The sequence below is a fragment of the Nocardia sp. CA-135398 genome, from assembly GCF_050955845.1.
Taxonomy (GTDB): domain Bacteria; phylum Actinomycetota; class Actinomycetes; order Mycobacteriales; family Mycobacteriaceae; genus Nocardia.
The window spans coordinates 3441187-3454995 of the sequence record NZ_CP192084.1; the positions used below are offsets into that span (position 1 = coordinate 3441187).

The following is a 13809-nucleotide window of genomic DNA, read 5'->3' on the forward strand; positions in this document are numbered from 1 at the left end:
CGCTGTGCGTGCTCAGACGACAGCGGTGACGGCGAGCGGATCAGCACCCGAATGTGATTCAGGGTCAGTAGTAATGGCGTCGGCCGCCGACGGCGCGGCCCGTCGACCCCAACAGCAGTAACACGAGCCCGATGACGAGGACCACGATCCCGATGGTCCAGAGGATCGGGATGCTGAATATGAATCCAACGACGAGAAGGATGACTCCGAGAACGATCATGGCCAGCTACCTGTTTCGCTGTTATTCGAAGGGCCTGAGAAACCCTCCGGTGCTGGTATTCGGTCCTGTGCGCAATGCCAGCACACGCCACTACGCTTACCCAATCGCGGTCACGGGAAGAACGAAGCCCCGATGATCGACCCATGTCCTGCATATTCCAGTAGACGCCTCAGAATCAGGGATGTACACCCCTGTTTATCGGCCGCAACTGGGGATGCGGGTCAGATCACGCGTCAGGCCGTGGAATATCACCGCGCCACGCGCCCGTTTCATGCCGCTGGCCTTCGATGAACTGCTTGAAGCGCTGCATGTCGCCATTGATGCGGTGTTTCAGCACGCCGAGTTTGTCGGCGGCGTTCTCCACGAAGCCCTCTGGATCGATCTCCATTTGCGCGGTGATCCGCGTATGCGTGTCGTCCAGACGATGGAAAGTGATGACGCCCGCGTGATCGGGACCATTGTCGGACTTCCACGCGACACGTTCGTCTGGATGCTGCTCGGTGATGGTCGCGTCGAATTCCCGGGTCGCGGGCCCAACATGGATACGCCAATGGGTGTGCTTGTCGTCGAGTTGGTCTACTGCCTCCACGCCGACCATGAACTGCGGGAATTCCTCGAACTGCGTCCATTGGTTGTAGGCGGTGCGGACCGGTACTTCGACATCGACGGTCGCGGCCACAGTGCTCATGTCAGCTCCTTCCTGGCTCGTCCCGGGGGGCGAGCGATGGACCTCGTCGCGCGACGCTCCGTGCGAGCGCCTCAGGTCAAAGCCGGGCATACCCGGACACCCATGGACCAAACGAACACGCCTCGCGCCCTTGTGAGGGGCCTGTTTCCACGATCGGCCCATGGGTACGTCGACATGGCATAGGTCGAGGAAGAGGCGGTTCCGATGCGGAACGAAGACACCGCAGAACCTGAGAAGCGCCACACCCCGGAAGGGACGGAACAGGGCCACAGGGACCTGGTCGCGCAACCCCACACCACCGACGAAGGCGGACCGATCATTACCGCGGAAGCGGCGGCGGCGCGGGCCAGCACGCCGCAGAACCCGCTCGGCAAGCCCGGGCGACGATTCGATCCGCGGTCGCCGTTCATGGTCGGCATGGCGGGCGCGGCCGGAGTTGCGGTGACCTACGGCGCGATCCAAGCACTGATCGCCGTGAGTCAAGTTCTGGTCTTGATCACCATCGCGTTGTTCCTGGCAATCGGGTTGGAACCTGTTGTGTCGTGGTTGGTTCGGCCATGGTTTCCACGATGGGCCGCCGTGACCGCCGTGTTCCTGGTCGCGATCGGTTTGCTGGCCGGATTCCTAGCGGCCGCGATACCGCCACTGATCACCCAGGGCAGCGCGCTGGTCCACAACGCCCCGGACTACGTCACGCATCTCGCGCAACGATATCCATTGATCGATACGCTCAACGCGCGCTTCCATCTGCAGGACCGAGTCCAGCAGGGGCTGGGATCCGATCCTTCGAATCTGGCCGGTGGCATCCTCGGCGCGGGCCGTCTCGTGTTCAGCATCGTCAGCGGCACGGTGGTCGTCGCGGTGCTCACCGGCTACTTCATGGCCGATTTCGCGCAGGTTCGAACGTCGATCTACCGGCTGTTTCCGCGCTCGCGCCGACCTCGAGCGATTCTGATCGGCGACGAGATCTTCGTGAAGGTCGGCGGCTACATCCTGGGCAATCTGGTCATTTCGCTGATAACCGCGGTGTTGACCTTCATCTGGCTGCTGATCTTCGACGTGCCCTATCCGCTATTGCTTGCGGTCCTGGTCGCGGTCCTGGACTTGATCCCGGTGGTGGGCTCCACCCTGGCCGGAATCATCGTTGCCTTGGTCGCGCTCACCGTATCCCTGCCCGTCACGGTGGCAACCATCATCTTCTTCATCATCCTGCGGTTGTTCGAGGACTACATACTGGTGCCCAGAATCATCGGCAGAACGGTGCGGGTACCGGCGATCGTGACGGTCGTGTCGGTTCTGCTCGGCGGTGCGTTGCTCGGAATCGTCGGAGCCCTGCTCGCCATCCCGGTCGCTGCCGCCGTACTGCTGATCATCAGTGAAACGGTGTTGCCTTCTCTGGACAAGCGCTAGCTACCCAGCTTCAGCTGAATCGGGGGCGGGCGGACCGCTCGCCCCCGATTCAGACCGGGCAGACGCTGGCGAGTGTCGCGTCAGTGACGGAAGGCGTCCTTGACCTTCTCGCCCGCATCCTTGAGGTTGGACTTGGTCTGATCGGTCTTACCCTCGTCCCGCTTGGCTTTGTCGTCGGTGGCCTCGCCGAACTTTTCCTTGGCCTTACCGGAGAGTTCCTCGGCCTTATTCTTGGCCTTGTCTACAGCGCCCATGATTGCGGCCCCTTTGCTCGAAGATGCCCGGCCTACTGTCTCCAGCCGGTCTTGTGGCGGATAACCCGCATTCGGATAGCCAAACAACCTGCTGGGGGAGACTTGTCGCGGGGTCGAAGATCGGCTGGCTGCCCTGGATTCGCGCGGGGGTTTTCCACGGCGCGAGCGGCGACCGCACCTGCTGACCAGGATCGATATCAGGGATTGTGGGTCGGCTGTCCGGGATCAGCTCCTTGCTGCTTCTCACCTGACTTCGCGTCCGGATCGACCTTATCCGCGCGTTCCCATTCCTTGTCCAACTCGGTTCGCGAATCCGCGGCCTCGCTGTGATGCACATGCGCCTGCTGGGCGAGCTGTTCCGCCTGCGCCGCCTTGATCTCGCTTTCTGCCTGCGCCGCCCGGCTGCTGGCGGCAATCTCTTCCGCCCGCGCTTCTCGCTGACCGACCTCGAATTCCCGTTCCGCCGCGCGGTCACGGATGCTCGCGGCTTCGACCCGATGGTGTTCGCGCCGCTTGCGCTGCAACACCCATGCGCCGGCCAGCAGCAAAATGACCAAGACGACGACAACGATCACGATCACAACGGTGGTGCTCATCTTTCGACTCCTCGCACTCACCCCCTTTCACCCTAACGCCACTCGACCACCCCGGAACTGCGGAAATATGCGATCGGATGCCTTGGATGCCGAGGTCGCCGCACGCACGTCGAAGCCACAGGTCGACGGTGTGCGGCTCGCTGTTACGAAGACATTCGACGCGGACCGGCCATGGCGTTTGTGGCGCAGCCGCGCTGGTTTCGGTCGTGAAATGCCATGACGTGTCGTCGAACGGCAGGTGAGCCACAGGCGAAAGGCGACTCCGGGTTGCCGACGAGTGGGTCTGCGGGCGGCCGGGCGGAGGGGTGAACACCCCGCCCGGACCGCACTGGAGTTCTACCAGCTTTCTCCCGTTCGGTCGGGGAGATCCGTGTGAACAGCGTCGCTCTCTAGAATGAATCGACCGTGTTCATCGTTTTGGGGAGCCGCCGCCGTGACAATTCAGCCCGTTCGCCTCTTCGGCGATCCCATCCTGCGATCACGTGCGGCGGAGGTCACCGAATTCGATCGTGAGCTGCGGCAGTTGGTCACCGACCTGACCGAGACCATGCACGATGACGGCGGGGTGGGGATGGCGGCGCCGCAGATCGGTGTCGGTCTGCGGGTTTTCGTCTACGACACCGAGGACGCCAGGGGGCATCTGATCAATCCGACCTATGCGGTGGTCGGTGCGGAGGAGCAGGTCGGGCCCGAGGGCTGCCTGTCGATTCCGGGCCTGCGCTATGACACGCGGCGTGCGCTGCGGGTGCGCGCCGCCGGTGTCGATATGGACGGCAAACCGGTGGAATTCGCGGCCGAGGGCCTGCTGGCCCGCTGCGTGCAGCACGAGACCGATCATTTGGACGGTGTGCTGTTCATCGATCGACTCGATCCCGCGCAGCGCAAGGAGGCCATGCGCACCATTCGTGAATCCGATTGGTTCAGCGCGGGTGTCACCGTGCGCAGTTCGCGTGCGCTCGGCTCGACCGAGGCCGGACCGTTCGGGCGGGCCCGCTGATGCGCATTGTCTTCGCGGGCACACCGGAACCGGCGGTCCCGTCACTGCAGCGTTTCATCGATTCGGAGCGGCACGAGGTGCTCGCCGTGCTGACCCGTCCCGATGCCGTCGCCGGGCGCGGGCGCAAGGTGCAGCGGTCGCCGGTCGGGCGGCTCGCCGACGAGCACGGCATTCCGGTGCTGACGCCGCGGCGTCCCGCCGAGCCCGAATTCATCGAGCAGCTCACCGAATTGGCGCCCGACTGTTGTCCGGTGGTTGCCTACGGTGCGCTGCTGCCGCAGCAGGTGCTCGACATTCCGCGCTTCGGCTGGATCAATCTGCACTTCTCGCTGTTGCCCGCCTGGCGTGGCGCGGCGCCGGTGCAGGCGGCGATCGACGCGGGCGACGAGATCACCGGCGCGTCCACTTTTCAGATCGAGGCGGGCTTGGATACCGGCCCGGTTTTCGGTGTGGTGACCGAGAAGATCGCGGTGACCGATACCACGGGCGCGCTACTCGACCGGCTCGCGAACACCGGGGCGGTACTGCTCGAGAAGACACTCGACGGTGTGGAAGACGGGACGCTGCAAGCGGTTCCGCAACCGAATGACGGTGTTTCCTACGCCCCCAAGGTGCCGGTCGAGGCCGGACATATCCGCTGGGATCAGCCCGCGTTGGCGATCAACCGCCGCATTCGCTCGGTCACCCCCGCACCAGGTGCCTGGACCGAGGTGAACGGCACCCGTCTGAAGGTCGGTCCCGTCGAGATGGTCGAGGAAGTCCTGCCGGAACGGGCGATCGAGGTCCGCAAGTCCGGCGTCTTCGTCGGCACGGCGACCACGGCGGTCCGCCTCGATCAGGTTCAGCCACAAGGCAAACGCATGATGTCCGCCCTCGACTGGGCCCGCGGCGCGCGCCTGCAGCCGGGCGCGGTGGTCCTGTGACGACACCGAATCGCAAGTCCACCGAGAAATCCGTCGACGCCGGTTGGCTCGCCCGCGCGACGTCAGCGAAAAGTGGTGCACAACAGAAGAATTCGCAAGCCATGCGGCGCGACGACGAAGCCCGGCCGTGGCGCACCGACCAGATTCGTGGCGATGCGCCGCGGACCCGAGCAGAGCGGCGGAATATGACCGAACAGCGCAAGTCGGCATCATCGGGGGACGGTTCGTCGCAGCGCAAAAGGGCGACCTCGGCGCAGGGCAAAGGCTCGACGCGCGGTGGATGGCAGGGCGGCGCTGGCGGGCAGGACGATCCGGCGCGGCGTGGCGATGCGACAAGGCGGTCTTCGGCACCGGATGACAGCCCACGGGCCGCGCGACAGTCTGGCGATAATCGTCCGGGCACTGGACGTTCCGCAGGCTCATCTGGCTGGCGGGATCGCGGCGCGGAGGGCGCCGGGAACGCGGACAGTGCGCGGAGTGAGAGCCGTTCAGCTGGATCGAGATCCGCATCGGCGGGTCGAGGCGAGGGGGCGTCCGGTGGGCAGCGGCGGGCCAACCGCCCGGCGAAGTCCAGTTCGGCCGGATCGAACGAGGGACGACAGGCTGGGGGTGGCGAGCGGGGTTCGAATCGTGCGCGGGGTTCGGCTGCGGCAGGCGCAGGCGGCCGGGCCGGCGGCGCTTCGGACAGGCGTGTCGACCCACCGAAAGGTCGTGGGCGGCAAAAGGATCCGGCCGCACATGGCGATCCGGTGCGGATCGTCGCACGGGATGTGCTGCGGGCGGTGCGGGAGCGGGAGGCTTACGCGAATCTGGTGCTGCCGGGGCTGCTGCGGGACCGGCGGATTTCGGGGCGGGATGCGGCGTTGGCGACCGAGCTGACCTACGGAGCCTGTCGTTCGCTCGGGTTGCTCGACGCGGTGATCGCGGCGGGCGCTGGGCGGCCGGTCGACGAGATCGATGGGCCGCTGCTGGATGTGCTGCGGCTCGGGGTGTATCAGTTGCTGCGCACTCGGATCGGGGCGCATGCGGCGGTGGATACCTCGGTGGCGTTGGCGCGCACGGAATTCGGGGCGGGCAAGGCAGGTTTCGTGAATGCGGTGCTGCGGCGGGCGGGGGAGAAGTCCGTCGACGAGTGGGTGGATGAACTCGCGCCGCGAGATCCGGTGGGGCGGTTGGCATTCGAATTCGCGCATCCGGTGTGGATCGCGCAGGCCTTCGCGGACGCGCTCGGCGCGCGGGCCGGGGAGCTGCGGGATGTGCTGGCGGCCGACGATGCTCGTCCGATCGTGCATCTGGTCGCTCGTCCCGGCGATATCACCGCCGAGGAACTGGCCTTGGTGACCGGCGGCGAAGAGGGCAAGTGGTCGCCGTATGCGGTCTACCTCGACGGCGGTGGCGACCCCGGCAAGCTGGAACCCGTGCGCGAAGGTATGGCGGCAGTGCAGGACGAGGGCAGTCAACTCGTCGCGCTCGCGCTGACTCGCGCGGAACTGGACGGTCCGGACAACGGCCGCTGGCTCGACCTGTGCGCAGGACCCGGCGGCAAGGCGGCCCTGCTCGGCGCGATCGCCGCCATCGACGGTCATCGCGTCGACGCGGTCGAACCGGCCGAACACCGTGCCGAACTCGTCCGCAAGACCGTCCACGACCTACCCGTCGACGTGCACGTCGCCGACGGCCGCAATAGCGGCCTCACCCCCGGCTACGACCGCATTCTCGTCGACGCCCCGTGCACTGGCCTCGGCGCCCTGCGCCGTCGCCCGGAGGCCCGTTGGCGGCGCACCCCGGCCGATGTCGCCGAACTGGTTGTCCTGCAACGCGAACTCCTCGCCGCCGCATGGGATCTGCTGCGGCCCGGTGGCGTGGTCCTCTACTCGACCTGCTCGCCACATCTCCTGGAGACCGTCGCGGTGGTCGCGGACGCCGTCCGCCGCACCGGCGCCGTTCAACTCGACACCCGTGACCTCCTCCCGGGCGTCACGGATGTCGGCGACGGCCCTGGCGCCCAACTCTGGCCATACCGCCACGGCACCGACGCCATGTTCCTCGCTGCGCTACGCAAACCCGCCGAATAGCACCTGATCGGCGGCGCCCAGCGTTCTGTGAAGTCGGCGGCGACATTCGTCCAAGCCACAGGCACCGACGGCGCCGCAGACTGATCGCATGGCGATGACATGGGAGCAGGTGGTGGCGCTGGCGACCGCACTTCCCGAGGTGGCGGAATCCACATGGTGGCGCAGCCCCGGGCTGACAGTGAGCGGTAAGGGATTCGCCCGGTTGCGGTCCGAAGCCGAGGGCGGGCTGGTGCTGCTGTGCGAGATGGCGGAGAAGGAGGTCGTGCTCGCTTCCGGCGACCCGGCCTTCTTCACCACCCCGCACTACGACGGATATCCCTACATCCTCATCGACCTCGACCGGATCGAGCCCGATCAACTCCGCGAGCTGCTCGACGCCGCTTGGTGGTTGTCGGCGCCCGCGAAGCTGCGCGAACAGCGGGCACGCTGACCCCGCTCAGTCGCGGGCTGACTGTTCGCGCAGGCGGGCAAGGGTTTTCGCGAGAATGCGCGAAACGTGCATCTGCGAGATACCCATACGTTGGGCGATCTGGGTCTGCGTCATCGATTCGAAGAACCGCATGGTGAGGATGCGGCGTTCGCGCTCCGGCAGTCCGGCGAGCAGCGGACGGATCGCGACATACTCCTCCACCCGGTCGAATTGCGACTCCTCCTCGCCGAGGGTGTCCAGCAGCGATGCCTCGGTATCGCGTCCGAGTGAGGCGGCATCGATGGAGCTCGGCTGGTAGGCATTGCCGGCGATGACGGCCTGGGTAACCTCGTCGGGATCCACATCGAGTTCGGCCGCAATCTCTTTCGCGGTCGGGGAGCGGCCCAGGGATTGCGAGAGCGCGTCGATGGCCGCGCCGATGCGCAGGTGGGTCTCCTTGACCCGTCTCGGTACCCGCATGGCCCAGGTGTTGTCGCGGAAATAGCGACGTACCTCACCCATGATCGTCGGCACCGCGAAGGACAGGAAGTTCGAGCCGCGCGAAATATCGAATCGGTCCACCGCGTGCACCAAACCGACCCGCGCGACCTGCGTGAGATCGTCGAACGGCTCGCCGCGCCCACTGAATTTGCGGGCGATGTGATCCGCGAGCGGAATGCATCGACTGATCAGCTCGGCACGCAATGCGGTATGCCGCGCGGTACCCGGTTTGCTGGCGGCGAGCTGCTCGAACAGCGCGCCGACATCGTCATACCCCGCGCCGGAGGCCTGGAGGGTTTCGACTTCCTCTGCGGCTTCTTCGGTCAGTACGGGCTCGGTGTCGTCCTGCTCGGCGTCGGACACGGTGTTCTCGTCCGCCACTACGCTTTCCCCCGGACCCGACGGAACTCCACCGTCGTCGGATATCCGGATGCGGCCGAGTCGAACGGGTCCTGTGTCGCCTGTACTTCATCGGTGAGGGTGCGTAGCACATGCCAGCCGAAGCTGCGCTGATCCGGCAGCCCCTCCGTCCCGGCGAGGCCGGTCACCTTGACGAGCAATTCGGTGTCACCCACGGTAAACCGGCAGTGCAGGCTGGTCGCCGGTGCCGCGACCGCGATCAGCGTCGAGCACACCTCGTCGACGGCCAGCCGGATATCGGCCACCTCATCGAGGGTGAAATCGCTGAGCAGCACCAGTGTTTCGGCGAGCCCGCGCACGATCGGCAGCTGCGTCACCGACGCAGCCACCCGAATCTCCACCGGGGTGCTGTAGAGCCCCTGTTCCGCCGAAATGTTGATCACCCTATGCAGGCTACCCACTCCCGGCCGGAGCAACCCTAGGTACCGGTAAGCTCCCGCGATGTGTCCTCTTCGACGTTTACGCGCCCGACCACGCCGATGATCGCCCCGTCCATCCTCGCCGCCGACTTCGCACGCCTGGCGGATGAGGCGAAAGCAGTGCATGGCGCCGATTGGTTGCATGTCGATGTGATGGACGCGCACTTCGTGCCGAATCTCACTCTCGGGCTCCCGGTGGTCGAAAGTCTGTTGAAGGCCACCGACATTCCGCTCGACTGCCATCTGATGATCGATGATCCGGGCCGCTGGGCTCCGCCGTACGCGGAGGCGGGTGCGTACAACGTCACCTTTCACGCCGAGGCGACCGACGATCCGATCGCGGTGGCGCGCGATATTCGCGCGGCCGGCGCCAAGGCCGGTCTTTCGGTGAAGCCGAATACACCGATCGAGCCGTATCTGGAAATCCTGCGCGACTTCGACACCCTGCTGGTGATGAGCGTGGAACCGGGCTTCGGTGGCCAGTCGTTCATCGCGGGTGTGCTGGAAAAGGCGCGGATCGTGCGTCAACTGGTGGACGCGGGCGAACTGCGTTTGATCGTGGAAATCGACGGCGGCATCAACGCCGACACGATCGAGGCCGCCGCGGAGGCGGGCATCGATTGTTTCGTCGCCGGATCCGCGGTCTACAACACCGCCGATCCGGGCGCGACCGTCGAAAAGCTTCGGCAGCAGGCCGCCGCGCTGCGCTCGTAGGGGCGCGAATCTCCTAGCGGGCGGGCACTTTCCGGCTGCCGATGGCCCGCGTCGCCTCGATCACCGCACTGAGCGGTGGCAGTGTCGTCGCGGTCTCCGGCGGCTGGACCCAGGTGCGATAGCCGGTGCGCTCGTCATCCGGTGAGGGCAGCACGACCTGACTCCCGGTGCAGGCGACGGTCGCATAGAGCCGGAAAAGTTGCGCGGAGACCGCGGCGCTGAGGGTATCGGGCCGGGCCGGGCCGGTGATGAAGGTCCAGCGCTCGGCTCGCGGGTGATGCACCACCGGTGCGGCGATCTGTGCCCGGATGAGCTGCTGTTGCACCTGTTCGCCCAGATCGGCGGGCATCGTGATCGCGCCGTAATGGGTGCCGATATGGAGCAGGATGCGGCGCGACGTCGGGTCGATCGATGCTGGCAGATGAAATTCGCGCCGGTACTGCACACAGCGAACTTCCAGCGTCGAATCGACAAGAGTGGTCACGCTGCACCCCCATTAGTGTCGAACCTGATTTGACCCACTGCTGTATCTGGCTTCCTCGAGTGGTGGATTTTCCTGGGTCGAACTCGCCGGACCGCGTCGCACCGGGTAGATCCGTTCCGCACTACAACTGCTCGGGTCGAAGTTGAACGATAGGAATCAGCTACATAACAATCTTGCGACCATTTTCGGTCCCGCGCAAGGTTTTGGTGTAATCGTGTCTCGGCTGGGTATTAAGACCTGTTCGACACCATGCGTGGCAGGTGATATCCATTCGTGGGGTTCCGGAAATGGGAATGAACAATTATCGGCACCGGGAAAAGGCTGTATTTCCGCACGGATGCGCACCATTTCGCTCGGAAAAATAATTGCCGCTGGTTCGGCGTGCCCTGTGGTGCCCTGCGGTCTGCTTACCCACTGACTTGCCGAACCAGGGTTTCCGCCGACCGCTGGATGGAACCGCGGTGCTGTCTACGACCCGGCGTCGTTAGGCTGAGGAGGGATCGGCGTACCGACGGGAATAGTCGCCGGTTCCCGGCTGTTCGGCAACCGTATAAACGACGCGACAGGGAGTCACCGCATGTTCACAGGCATCGTCGAGGAACTCGGCGAGATCGTCGCCACCGAAGAGCTGGCCGATGCCGCTCGGCTGACGATCCGGGGCAAGCTGGTCACTTCCGATGCCGGGCACGGTGATTCGATCGCCGTCAACGGCGTCTGCCTGACCGTCGTCGATGTGGTCGACGGCGATTCGTTCACCGTCGACGTGATGCAGGAGACACTGAACCGTTCCAGCATCGGCGGACTCGGCACGGGCTCGCGGGTGAATCTCGAGCGTGCGGCCGCGCTGAACAGCAGGCTCGGCGGCCACCTCGTGCAGGGGCACGTCGACGGCACCGGCACCGTGCTCACCCGCACGCCCTCGGAGAACTGGGAGGTCGTGCGGATCTCGCTGCCCGACGCGATCGCCCGCTACGTAGTGGAGAAGGGTTCGATCACTGTCGACGGCATCTCACTGACCGTCTCGGGCCTCGGCATCGCCGACGCGCCCGCCGCCGACGGCAATCGGGACTGGTTCGAGGTCTCGCTGATCCCGACCACCCTGTCCATGACGAACCTCGGTGCCGCCGCCGTCGGTACCAAGGTGAACCTGGAAGTCGATGTCATCGCCAAGTACGTCGAACGGCTCCAACAGCGCTCTGTCTGATTTGCCACGCCTGCGGCGCATGCGCTTCGGCCACTCGGACGCTAGACGGGCCGCGAACGGTCGCTCGCAAGACTCGCTCCGTGGTGGCTGAGCGAGCGGTCGGGGTTCGCCTCAACCCGTGGACTACTGTAATGAGGCACCTATTTCGAGATGGAGCACAACAGACGTGACCAGGTTCGACACCATCGAGCGCGCAGTCGCCGATATCGCCGCCGGTAAGGCGGTCGTCGTCGTCGACGACGAGGACCGCGAGAACGAGGGCGACCTCATCTTCGCGGCGGAAAAGGCGACCCCCGAGCTGGTCGCCTTCATGATTCGCTACACCTCTGGTTATATCTGTGTGCCGCTCACCGGTGAGGACTGCGATCGGCTCGGCCTGCCGCCGATGTACGCGCAGAACCAGGACAAGCACGGCACCGCCTACACCGTGTCGGTCGATGCGCGCGAGGGCATCACCACCGGTATCTCCGGCGCCGACCGTGCCACTACTATGCGACTGCTCGCCGACCCGAATGCGAAGGCCGACGATCTGACCCGTCCCGGTCACGTGGTTCCGTTGCGCGCCAAGGAGGGCGGTGTGCTGCGCCGCCCCGGCCACACCGAGGCCGCGGTCGATCTGGCGCGGATGGCCGGACTGCAGCCAGCCGGTGTCATCTGCGAGATCGTCAGCCAGAAGGACGAGGGCCATATGGCCCGCACCGAGGAGCTGCGCGTCTTCGCCGACGAGCACAACCTGGCGCTGATCTCCATCGCGGAAATGATCGCCTGGCGGCGCAAGCACGAGAAGCAGGTCATTCGGGTCGCCGAGGCCAGGATCCCCACGGCGCACGGCGAATTCAAAGCCGTCGGCTATCAGAGCATCTACGACGATGTCGAACATGTCGCGCTGGTGCGCGGCGATATCGATGACGGTGACGACGTGCTGGTGCGGGTGCATTCGGAATGCCTCACCGGTGATGTCTTCGGTTCGCTGCGCTGCGATTGCGGTCCGCAGTTGGACGCCGCACTGGAGATGGTTGCCCAGGAGGGTCGCGGTGTCGTTCTCTATATGCGCGGACACGAGGGTCGCGGCATCGGGCTGATGCACAAGTTGCAGGCCTACCAGCTACAGGATTCGGGCCACGACACCGTCGATGCGAATCTGGAGCTCGGCCTGCCCGCCGACGCCCGCGACTACGGCACCGGCGCGCAGATCCTGGTCGATCTCGGGATTCGGTCCATGCGCCTGCTCACGAACAATCCGGCCAAGCGCGTCGGACTGGACGGCTACGGGCTGAAGATCACCGAGCGGGTGCCGATGCCGTTGCGCGCCAACGCCGAAAATCTGCGGTACCTGCGCACCAAGCGGGACCGGATGGGACACGACCTGATCGGCCTGGACGAACTCGATCTCGGCGAGACCGCACAGTGATTTCGCACCTCGACGCGGCCCGGAAAGGATATCGATGAGTGGGACCGGCGTACCCAGCTTCGAGCTGTCGGATGCCAAGGATCTGAAGCTCGGTATCGTCGCCTCGCGCTGGCACACCCAGATCTGCGACACATTGGTCGCGAATGCGGAGCGGGTGGCCAAGGATGCGGGCGTCGAGCACATCACCGTGGTCCGGTGCGCGGGTGCGATGGAACTTCCGGTGGTCGCTCAGGAATTGGCCCGCTCGCACGACGCGGTGGTCGCGCTCGGCGTGGTGATCCGTGGCGGCACACCGCATTTCGAATACGTCTGTGATGCGGTGACCGCCGGTCTTACGCGGGTGTCGCTCGATGCGGGTACGCCCGTGGCCAACGGTGTGCTGACCACCAATAACGAGGCGGAGGCGCTGGACAGGGCTGGATTGCCGGGTTCAGCCGAGAACAAGGGCGAACAGGCCGCCGCGGCAGCGCTCGATGCCGCGCTGACGCTGCGCGCTCTGCGGCCGTAGACCATGCCGGTAGTTCGCATCTGGCGTAGAGGCCCGGCCGCGGCCGCCGAATCGGGCTCCGGCGAGTGGGAGCTCGAGGTGCGGCCGCATCGCGCGGTGCGGACCGCATGGACCGTGGCGGTGCTGCTTGTCGCCGGTTTCACCGCGGGCGGCATCCTGTTGCGGCACGGTTCGACTGGTGTGAACTTCCGGCTCGCGGACCAGTTCGCGATGATCGGCATCGGCGTGCTCGGTGCGGCGGCGGTGCTCCTGCTGACCCGGCCGCGCGTGCGTGTCGGTAAGCGCGGTGTATCGGTACGAAACATCCTGGGTGACACCGAATTCCCGTGGGAATATATTCGCGGCGTGTCCTTCCCGGACCGAAAATCCTGGGCCCGTCTCGAACTCGTCGACGACGACTACGTCCCCCTGATGGCAATCCGCTCCAACGACAAGCAACGTGCCGTCGAGGCCCTGGATAAGCTGCGCGCACTCGGCGCGAAATACACCGCCGCCGAAAAGTAGTCGGCAGCCGGATGCCATCGTGCCGACGAGGCATGCGCTGACGATCCGCTCATGACCTACTTCTGCCGATTG

At 65.6% G+C, this 13809-nt stretch carries 17 protein-coding genes; 10 read left to right on the forward strand and 7 right to left on the reverse strand.

From position 1 onward, the window contains the following. Positions 1-64: 64 nt before the first annotated feature. The gene (locus ACQP1T_RS15225; RefSeq protein WP_433760876.1) at positions 65-220 is read right to left on the reverse strand and encodes a DUF6131 family protein; all 156 of its coding nucleotides are present in this window, start codon (positions 218-220) and stop codon (positions 65-67) included. Positions 221-446: 226 nt separating this feature from the next. Next, on the reverse strand, positions 447-908 hold the full coding sequence (locus ACQP1T_RS15230; protein WP_433762211.1) for an SRPBCC family protein: 462 nt from the start codon (positions 906-908) through the stop codon (positions 447-449). 204 nt (positions 909-1112) lie between these two features. Here ACQP1T_RS15230 and ACQP1T_RS15235 point away from each other — a divergent pair, with 204 nt between their 5' ends. Beyond that, entirely contained in the window at positions 1113-2318 is a 1206-nt protein-coding gene (locus ACQP1T_RS15235; protein ID WP_433760877.1) for an AI-2E family transporter, read from the forward strand. Between the two features lie 80 nt (positions 2319-2398). On the opposite strand, the gene ACQP1T_RS15240 is transcribed toward ACQP1T_RS15235, so the two are convergent. Both ACQP1T_RS15240 and ACQP1T_RS15245 read right to left on the reverse strand, forming a co-directional pair. Then, positions 2399-2572: a CsbD family protein gene (locus ACQP1T_RS15240; protein WP_433760879.1), complete on the reverse strand. Its 174-nt coding sequence runs from the start codon at positions 2570-2572 to the stop codon at positions 2399-2401. Positions 2573-2769: 197 nt separating this feature from the next. After that, the gene (locus tag ACQP1T_RS15245) at positions 2770-3168 is read right to left on the reverse strand and encodes a hypothetical protein (protein ID WP_433760880.1); all 399 of its coding nucleotides are present in this window, start codon (positions 3166-3168) and stop codon (positions 2770-2772) included. Between the two features lie 433 nt (positions 3169-3601). Here ACQP1T_RS15245 and def point away from each other — a divergent pair, with 433 nt between their 5' ends. The 4 genes from def (at position 3602) to ACQP1T_RS15265 (ending at position 7593) form a co-directional block, all read left to right on the forward strand. Next, positions 3602-4165 (forward strand): peptide deformylase, encoded by a 564-nt coding sequence (gene def / locus ACQP1T_RS15250; RefSeq protein WP_433760882.1) that lies wholly within the window; start codon positions 3602-3604, stop codon positions 4163-4165. Continuing rightward, the gene (gene fmt, locus ACQP1T_RS15255; protein ID WP_433760884.1) at positions 4165-5088 is read left to right on the forward strand and encodes a methionyl-tRNA formyltransferase; all 924 of its coding nucleotides are present in this window, start codon (positions 4165-4167) and stop codon (positions 5086-5088) included. Before def ends, fmt begins: the two co-directional genes overlap by 1 nt. 749 nt (positions 5089-5837) lie before the next feature. After that, positions 5838-7163 (forward strand): RsmB/NOP family class I SAM-dependent RNA methyltransferase, encoded by a 1326-nt coding sequence (locus tag ACQP1T_RS15260; protein WP_433760885.1) that lies wholly within the window; start codon positions 5838-5840, stop codon positions 7161-7163. Between the two features lie 88 nt (positions 7164-7251). Continuing rightward, a complete protein-coding gene (locus ACQP1T_RS15265; RefSeq protein WP_433760887.1) occupies positions 7252-7593 on the forward strand; it encodes an MmcQ/YjbR family DNA-binding protein in 342 nt (113 codons plus the stop codon). Between the two features lie 6 nt (positions 7594-7599). Here the strand turns inward: ACQP1T_RS15265 and ACQP1T_RS15270 are convergent, their stop codons facing one another. After that, positions 7600-8454, reverse strand: a complete 855-nt coding sequence (locus ACQP1T_RS15270) for an RNA polymerase sigma factor SigF (RefSeq protein WP_433760888.1) — start codon at positions 8452-8454, stop codon at positions 7600-7602. Continuing rightward, the gene (locus ACQP1T_RS15275) at positions 8454-8876 is read right to left on the reverse strand and encodes an ATP-binding protein (RefSeq protein WP_040692115.1); all 423 of its coding nucleotides are present in this window, start codon (positions 8874-8876) and stop codon (positions 8454-8456) included. Before ACQP1T_RS15275 ends, ACQP1T_RS15270 begins: the two co-directional genes overlap by 1 nt. Positions 8877-8972: 96 nt before the next feature. Here ACQP1T_RS15275 and rpe point away from each other — a divergent pair, with 96 nt between their 5' ends. After that, a complete protein-coding gene (gene rpe / locus ACQP1T_RS15280; protein ID WP_433762212.1) occupies positions 8973-9626 on the forward strand; it encodes a ribulose-phosphate 3-epimerase in 654 nt (217 codons plus the stop codon). 13 nt (positions 9627-9639) lie between these two features. On the opposite strand, the gene ACQP1T_RS15285 is transcribed toward rpe, so the two are convergent. Continuing rightward, positions 9640-10110 (reverse strand): hypothetical protein, encoded by a 471-nt coding sequence (locus ACQP1T_RS15285; RefSeq protein ID WP_433760889.1) that lies wholly within the window; start codon positions 10108-10110, stop codon positions 9640-9642. A gap of 577 nt (positions 10111-10687) precedes the next feature. Here ACQP1T_RS15285 and ACQP1T_RS15290 point away from each other — a divergent pair. The 4 genes from ACQP1T_RS15290 to ACQP1T_RS15305 all read left to right on the forward strand — a co-directional run bounded on the left by ACQP1T_RS15290 (position 10688) and on the right by ACQP1T_RS15305 (position 13737). Continuing rightward, the gene (locus tag ACQP1T_RS15290) at positions 10688-11314 is read left to right on the forward strand and encodes a riboflavin synthase (RefSeq protein ID WP_433760890.1); all 627 of its coding nucleotides are present in this window, start codon (positions 10688-10690) and stop codon (positions 11312-11314) included. Between the two features lie 166 nt (positions 11315-11480). Continuing rightward, positions 11481-12725 carry a bifunctional 3,4-dihydroxy-2-butanone-4-phosphate synthase/GTP cyclohydrolase II gene (locus ACQP1T_RS15295; protein ID WP_040692104.1) on the forward strand — a complete coding sequence of 415 codons (1245 nt, stop codon included), beginning with the start codon at positions 11481-11483 and terminating at the stop codon, positions 12723-12725. Between the two features lie 34 nt (positions 12726-12759). After that, a complete protein-coding gene (gene ribH / locus ACQP1T_RS15300; RefSeq protein WP_062993750.1) occupies positions 12760-13233 on the forward strand; it encodes a 6,7-dimethyl-8-ribityllumazine synthase in 474 nt (157 codons plus the stop codon). 3 nt (positions 13234-13236) lie between these two features. Then, the gene (locus ACQP1T_RS15305) at positions 13237-13737 is read left to right on the forward strand and encodes a PH domain-containing protein (protein WP_433760891.1); all 501 of its coding nucleotides are present in this window, start codon (positions 13237-13239) and stop codon (positions 13735-13737) included. Positions 13738-13809: the final 72 nt, after the last annotated feature.

What these genes read in the sequence shown, in the direction of transcription:
- rpe (WP_433762212.1), top strand. Translation starts at nt 8,973, where the DNA reads ATGATCGCCCCGTCCATCCTCGCCGCCGACTTCGCACGCCTGGCGGAT.
- fmt (WP_433760884.1), top strand. Translation starts at nt 4,165, where the DNA reads ATGCGCATTGTCTTCGCGGGCACACCGGAACCGGCGGTCCCGTCACTG.
- ACQP1T_RS15265 (WP_433760887.1), top strand. Translation starts at nt 7,252, where the DNA reads ATGGCGATGACATGGGAGCAGGTGGTGGCGCTGGCGACCGCACTTCCC.
- ACQP1T_RS15225 (WP_433760876.1), bottom strand. Translation starts at nt 220, where the DNA reads ATGATCGTTCTCGGAGTCATCCTTCTCGTCGTTGGATTCATATTCAGC.
- ACQP1T_RS15305 (WP_433760891.1), top strand. Translation starts at nt 13,237, where the DNA reads ATGCCGGTAGTTCGCATCTGGCGTAGAGGCCCGGCCGCGGCCGCCGAA.
- ribH (WP_062993750.1), top strand. Translation starts at nt 12,760, where the DNA reads ATGAGTGGGACCGGCGTACCCAGCTTCGAGCTGTCGGATGCCAAGGAT.
- ACQP1T_RS15235 (WP_433760877.1), top strand. Translation starts at nt 1,113, where the DNA reads ATGCGGAACGAAGACACCGCAGAACCTGAGAAGCGCCACACCCCGGAA.
- ACQP1T_RS15230 (WP_433762211.1), bottom strand. Translation starts at nt 908, where the DNA reads ATGAGCACTGTGGCCGCGACCGTCGATGTCGAAGTACCGGTCCGCACC.
- ACQP1T_RS15290 (WP_433760890.1), top strand. Translation starts at nt 10,688, where the DNA reads ATGTTCACAGGCATCGTCGAGGAACTCGGCGAGATCGTCGCCACCGAA.
- ACQP1T_RS15240 (WP_433760879.1), bottom strand. Translation starts at nt 2,572, where the DNA reads ATGGGCGCTGTAGACAAGGCCAAGAATAAGGCCGAGGAACTCTCCGGT.
- ACQP1T_RS15245 (WP_433760880.1), bottom strand. Translation starts at nt 3,168, where the DNA reads ATGAGCACCACCGTTGTGATCGTGATCGTTGTCGTCGTCTTGGTCATT.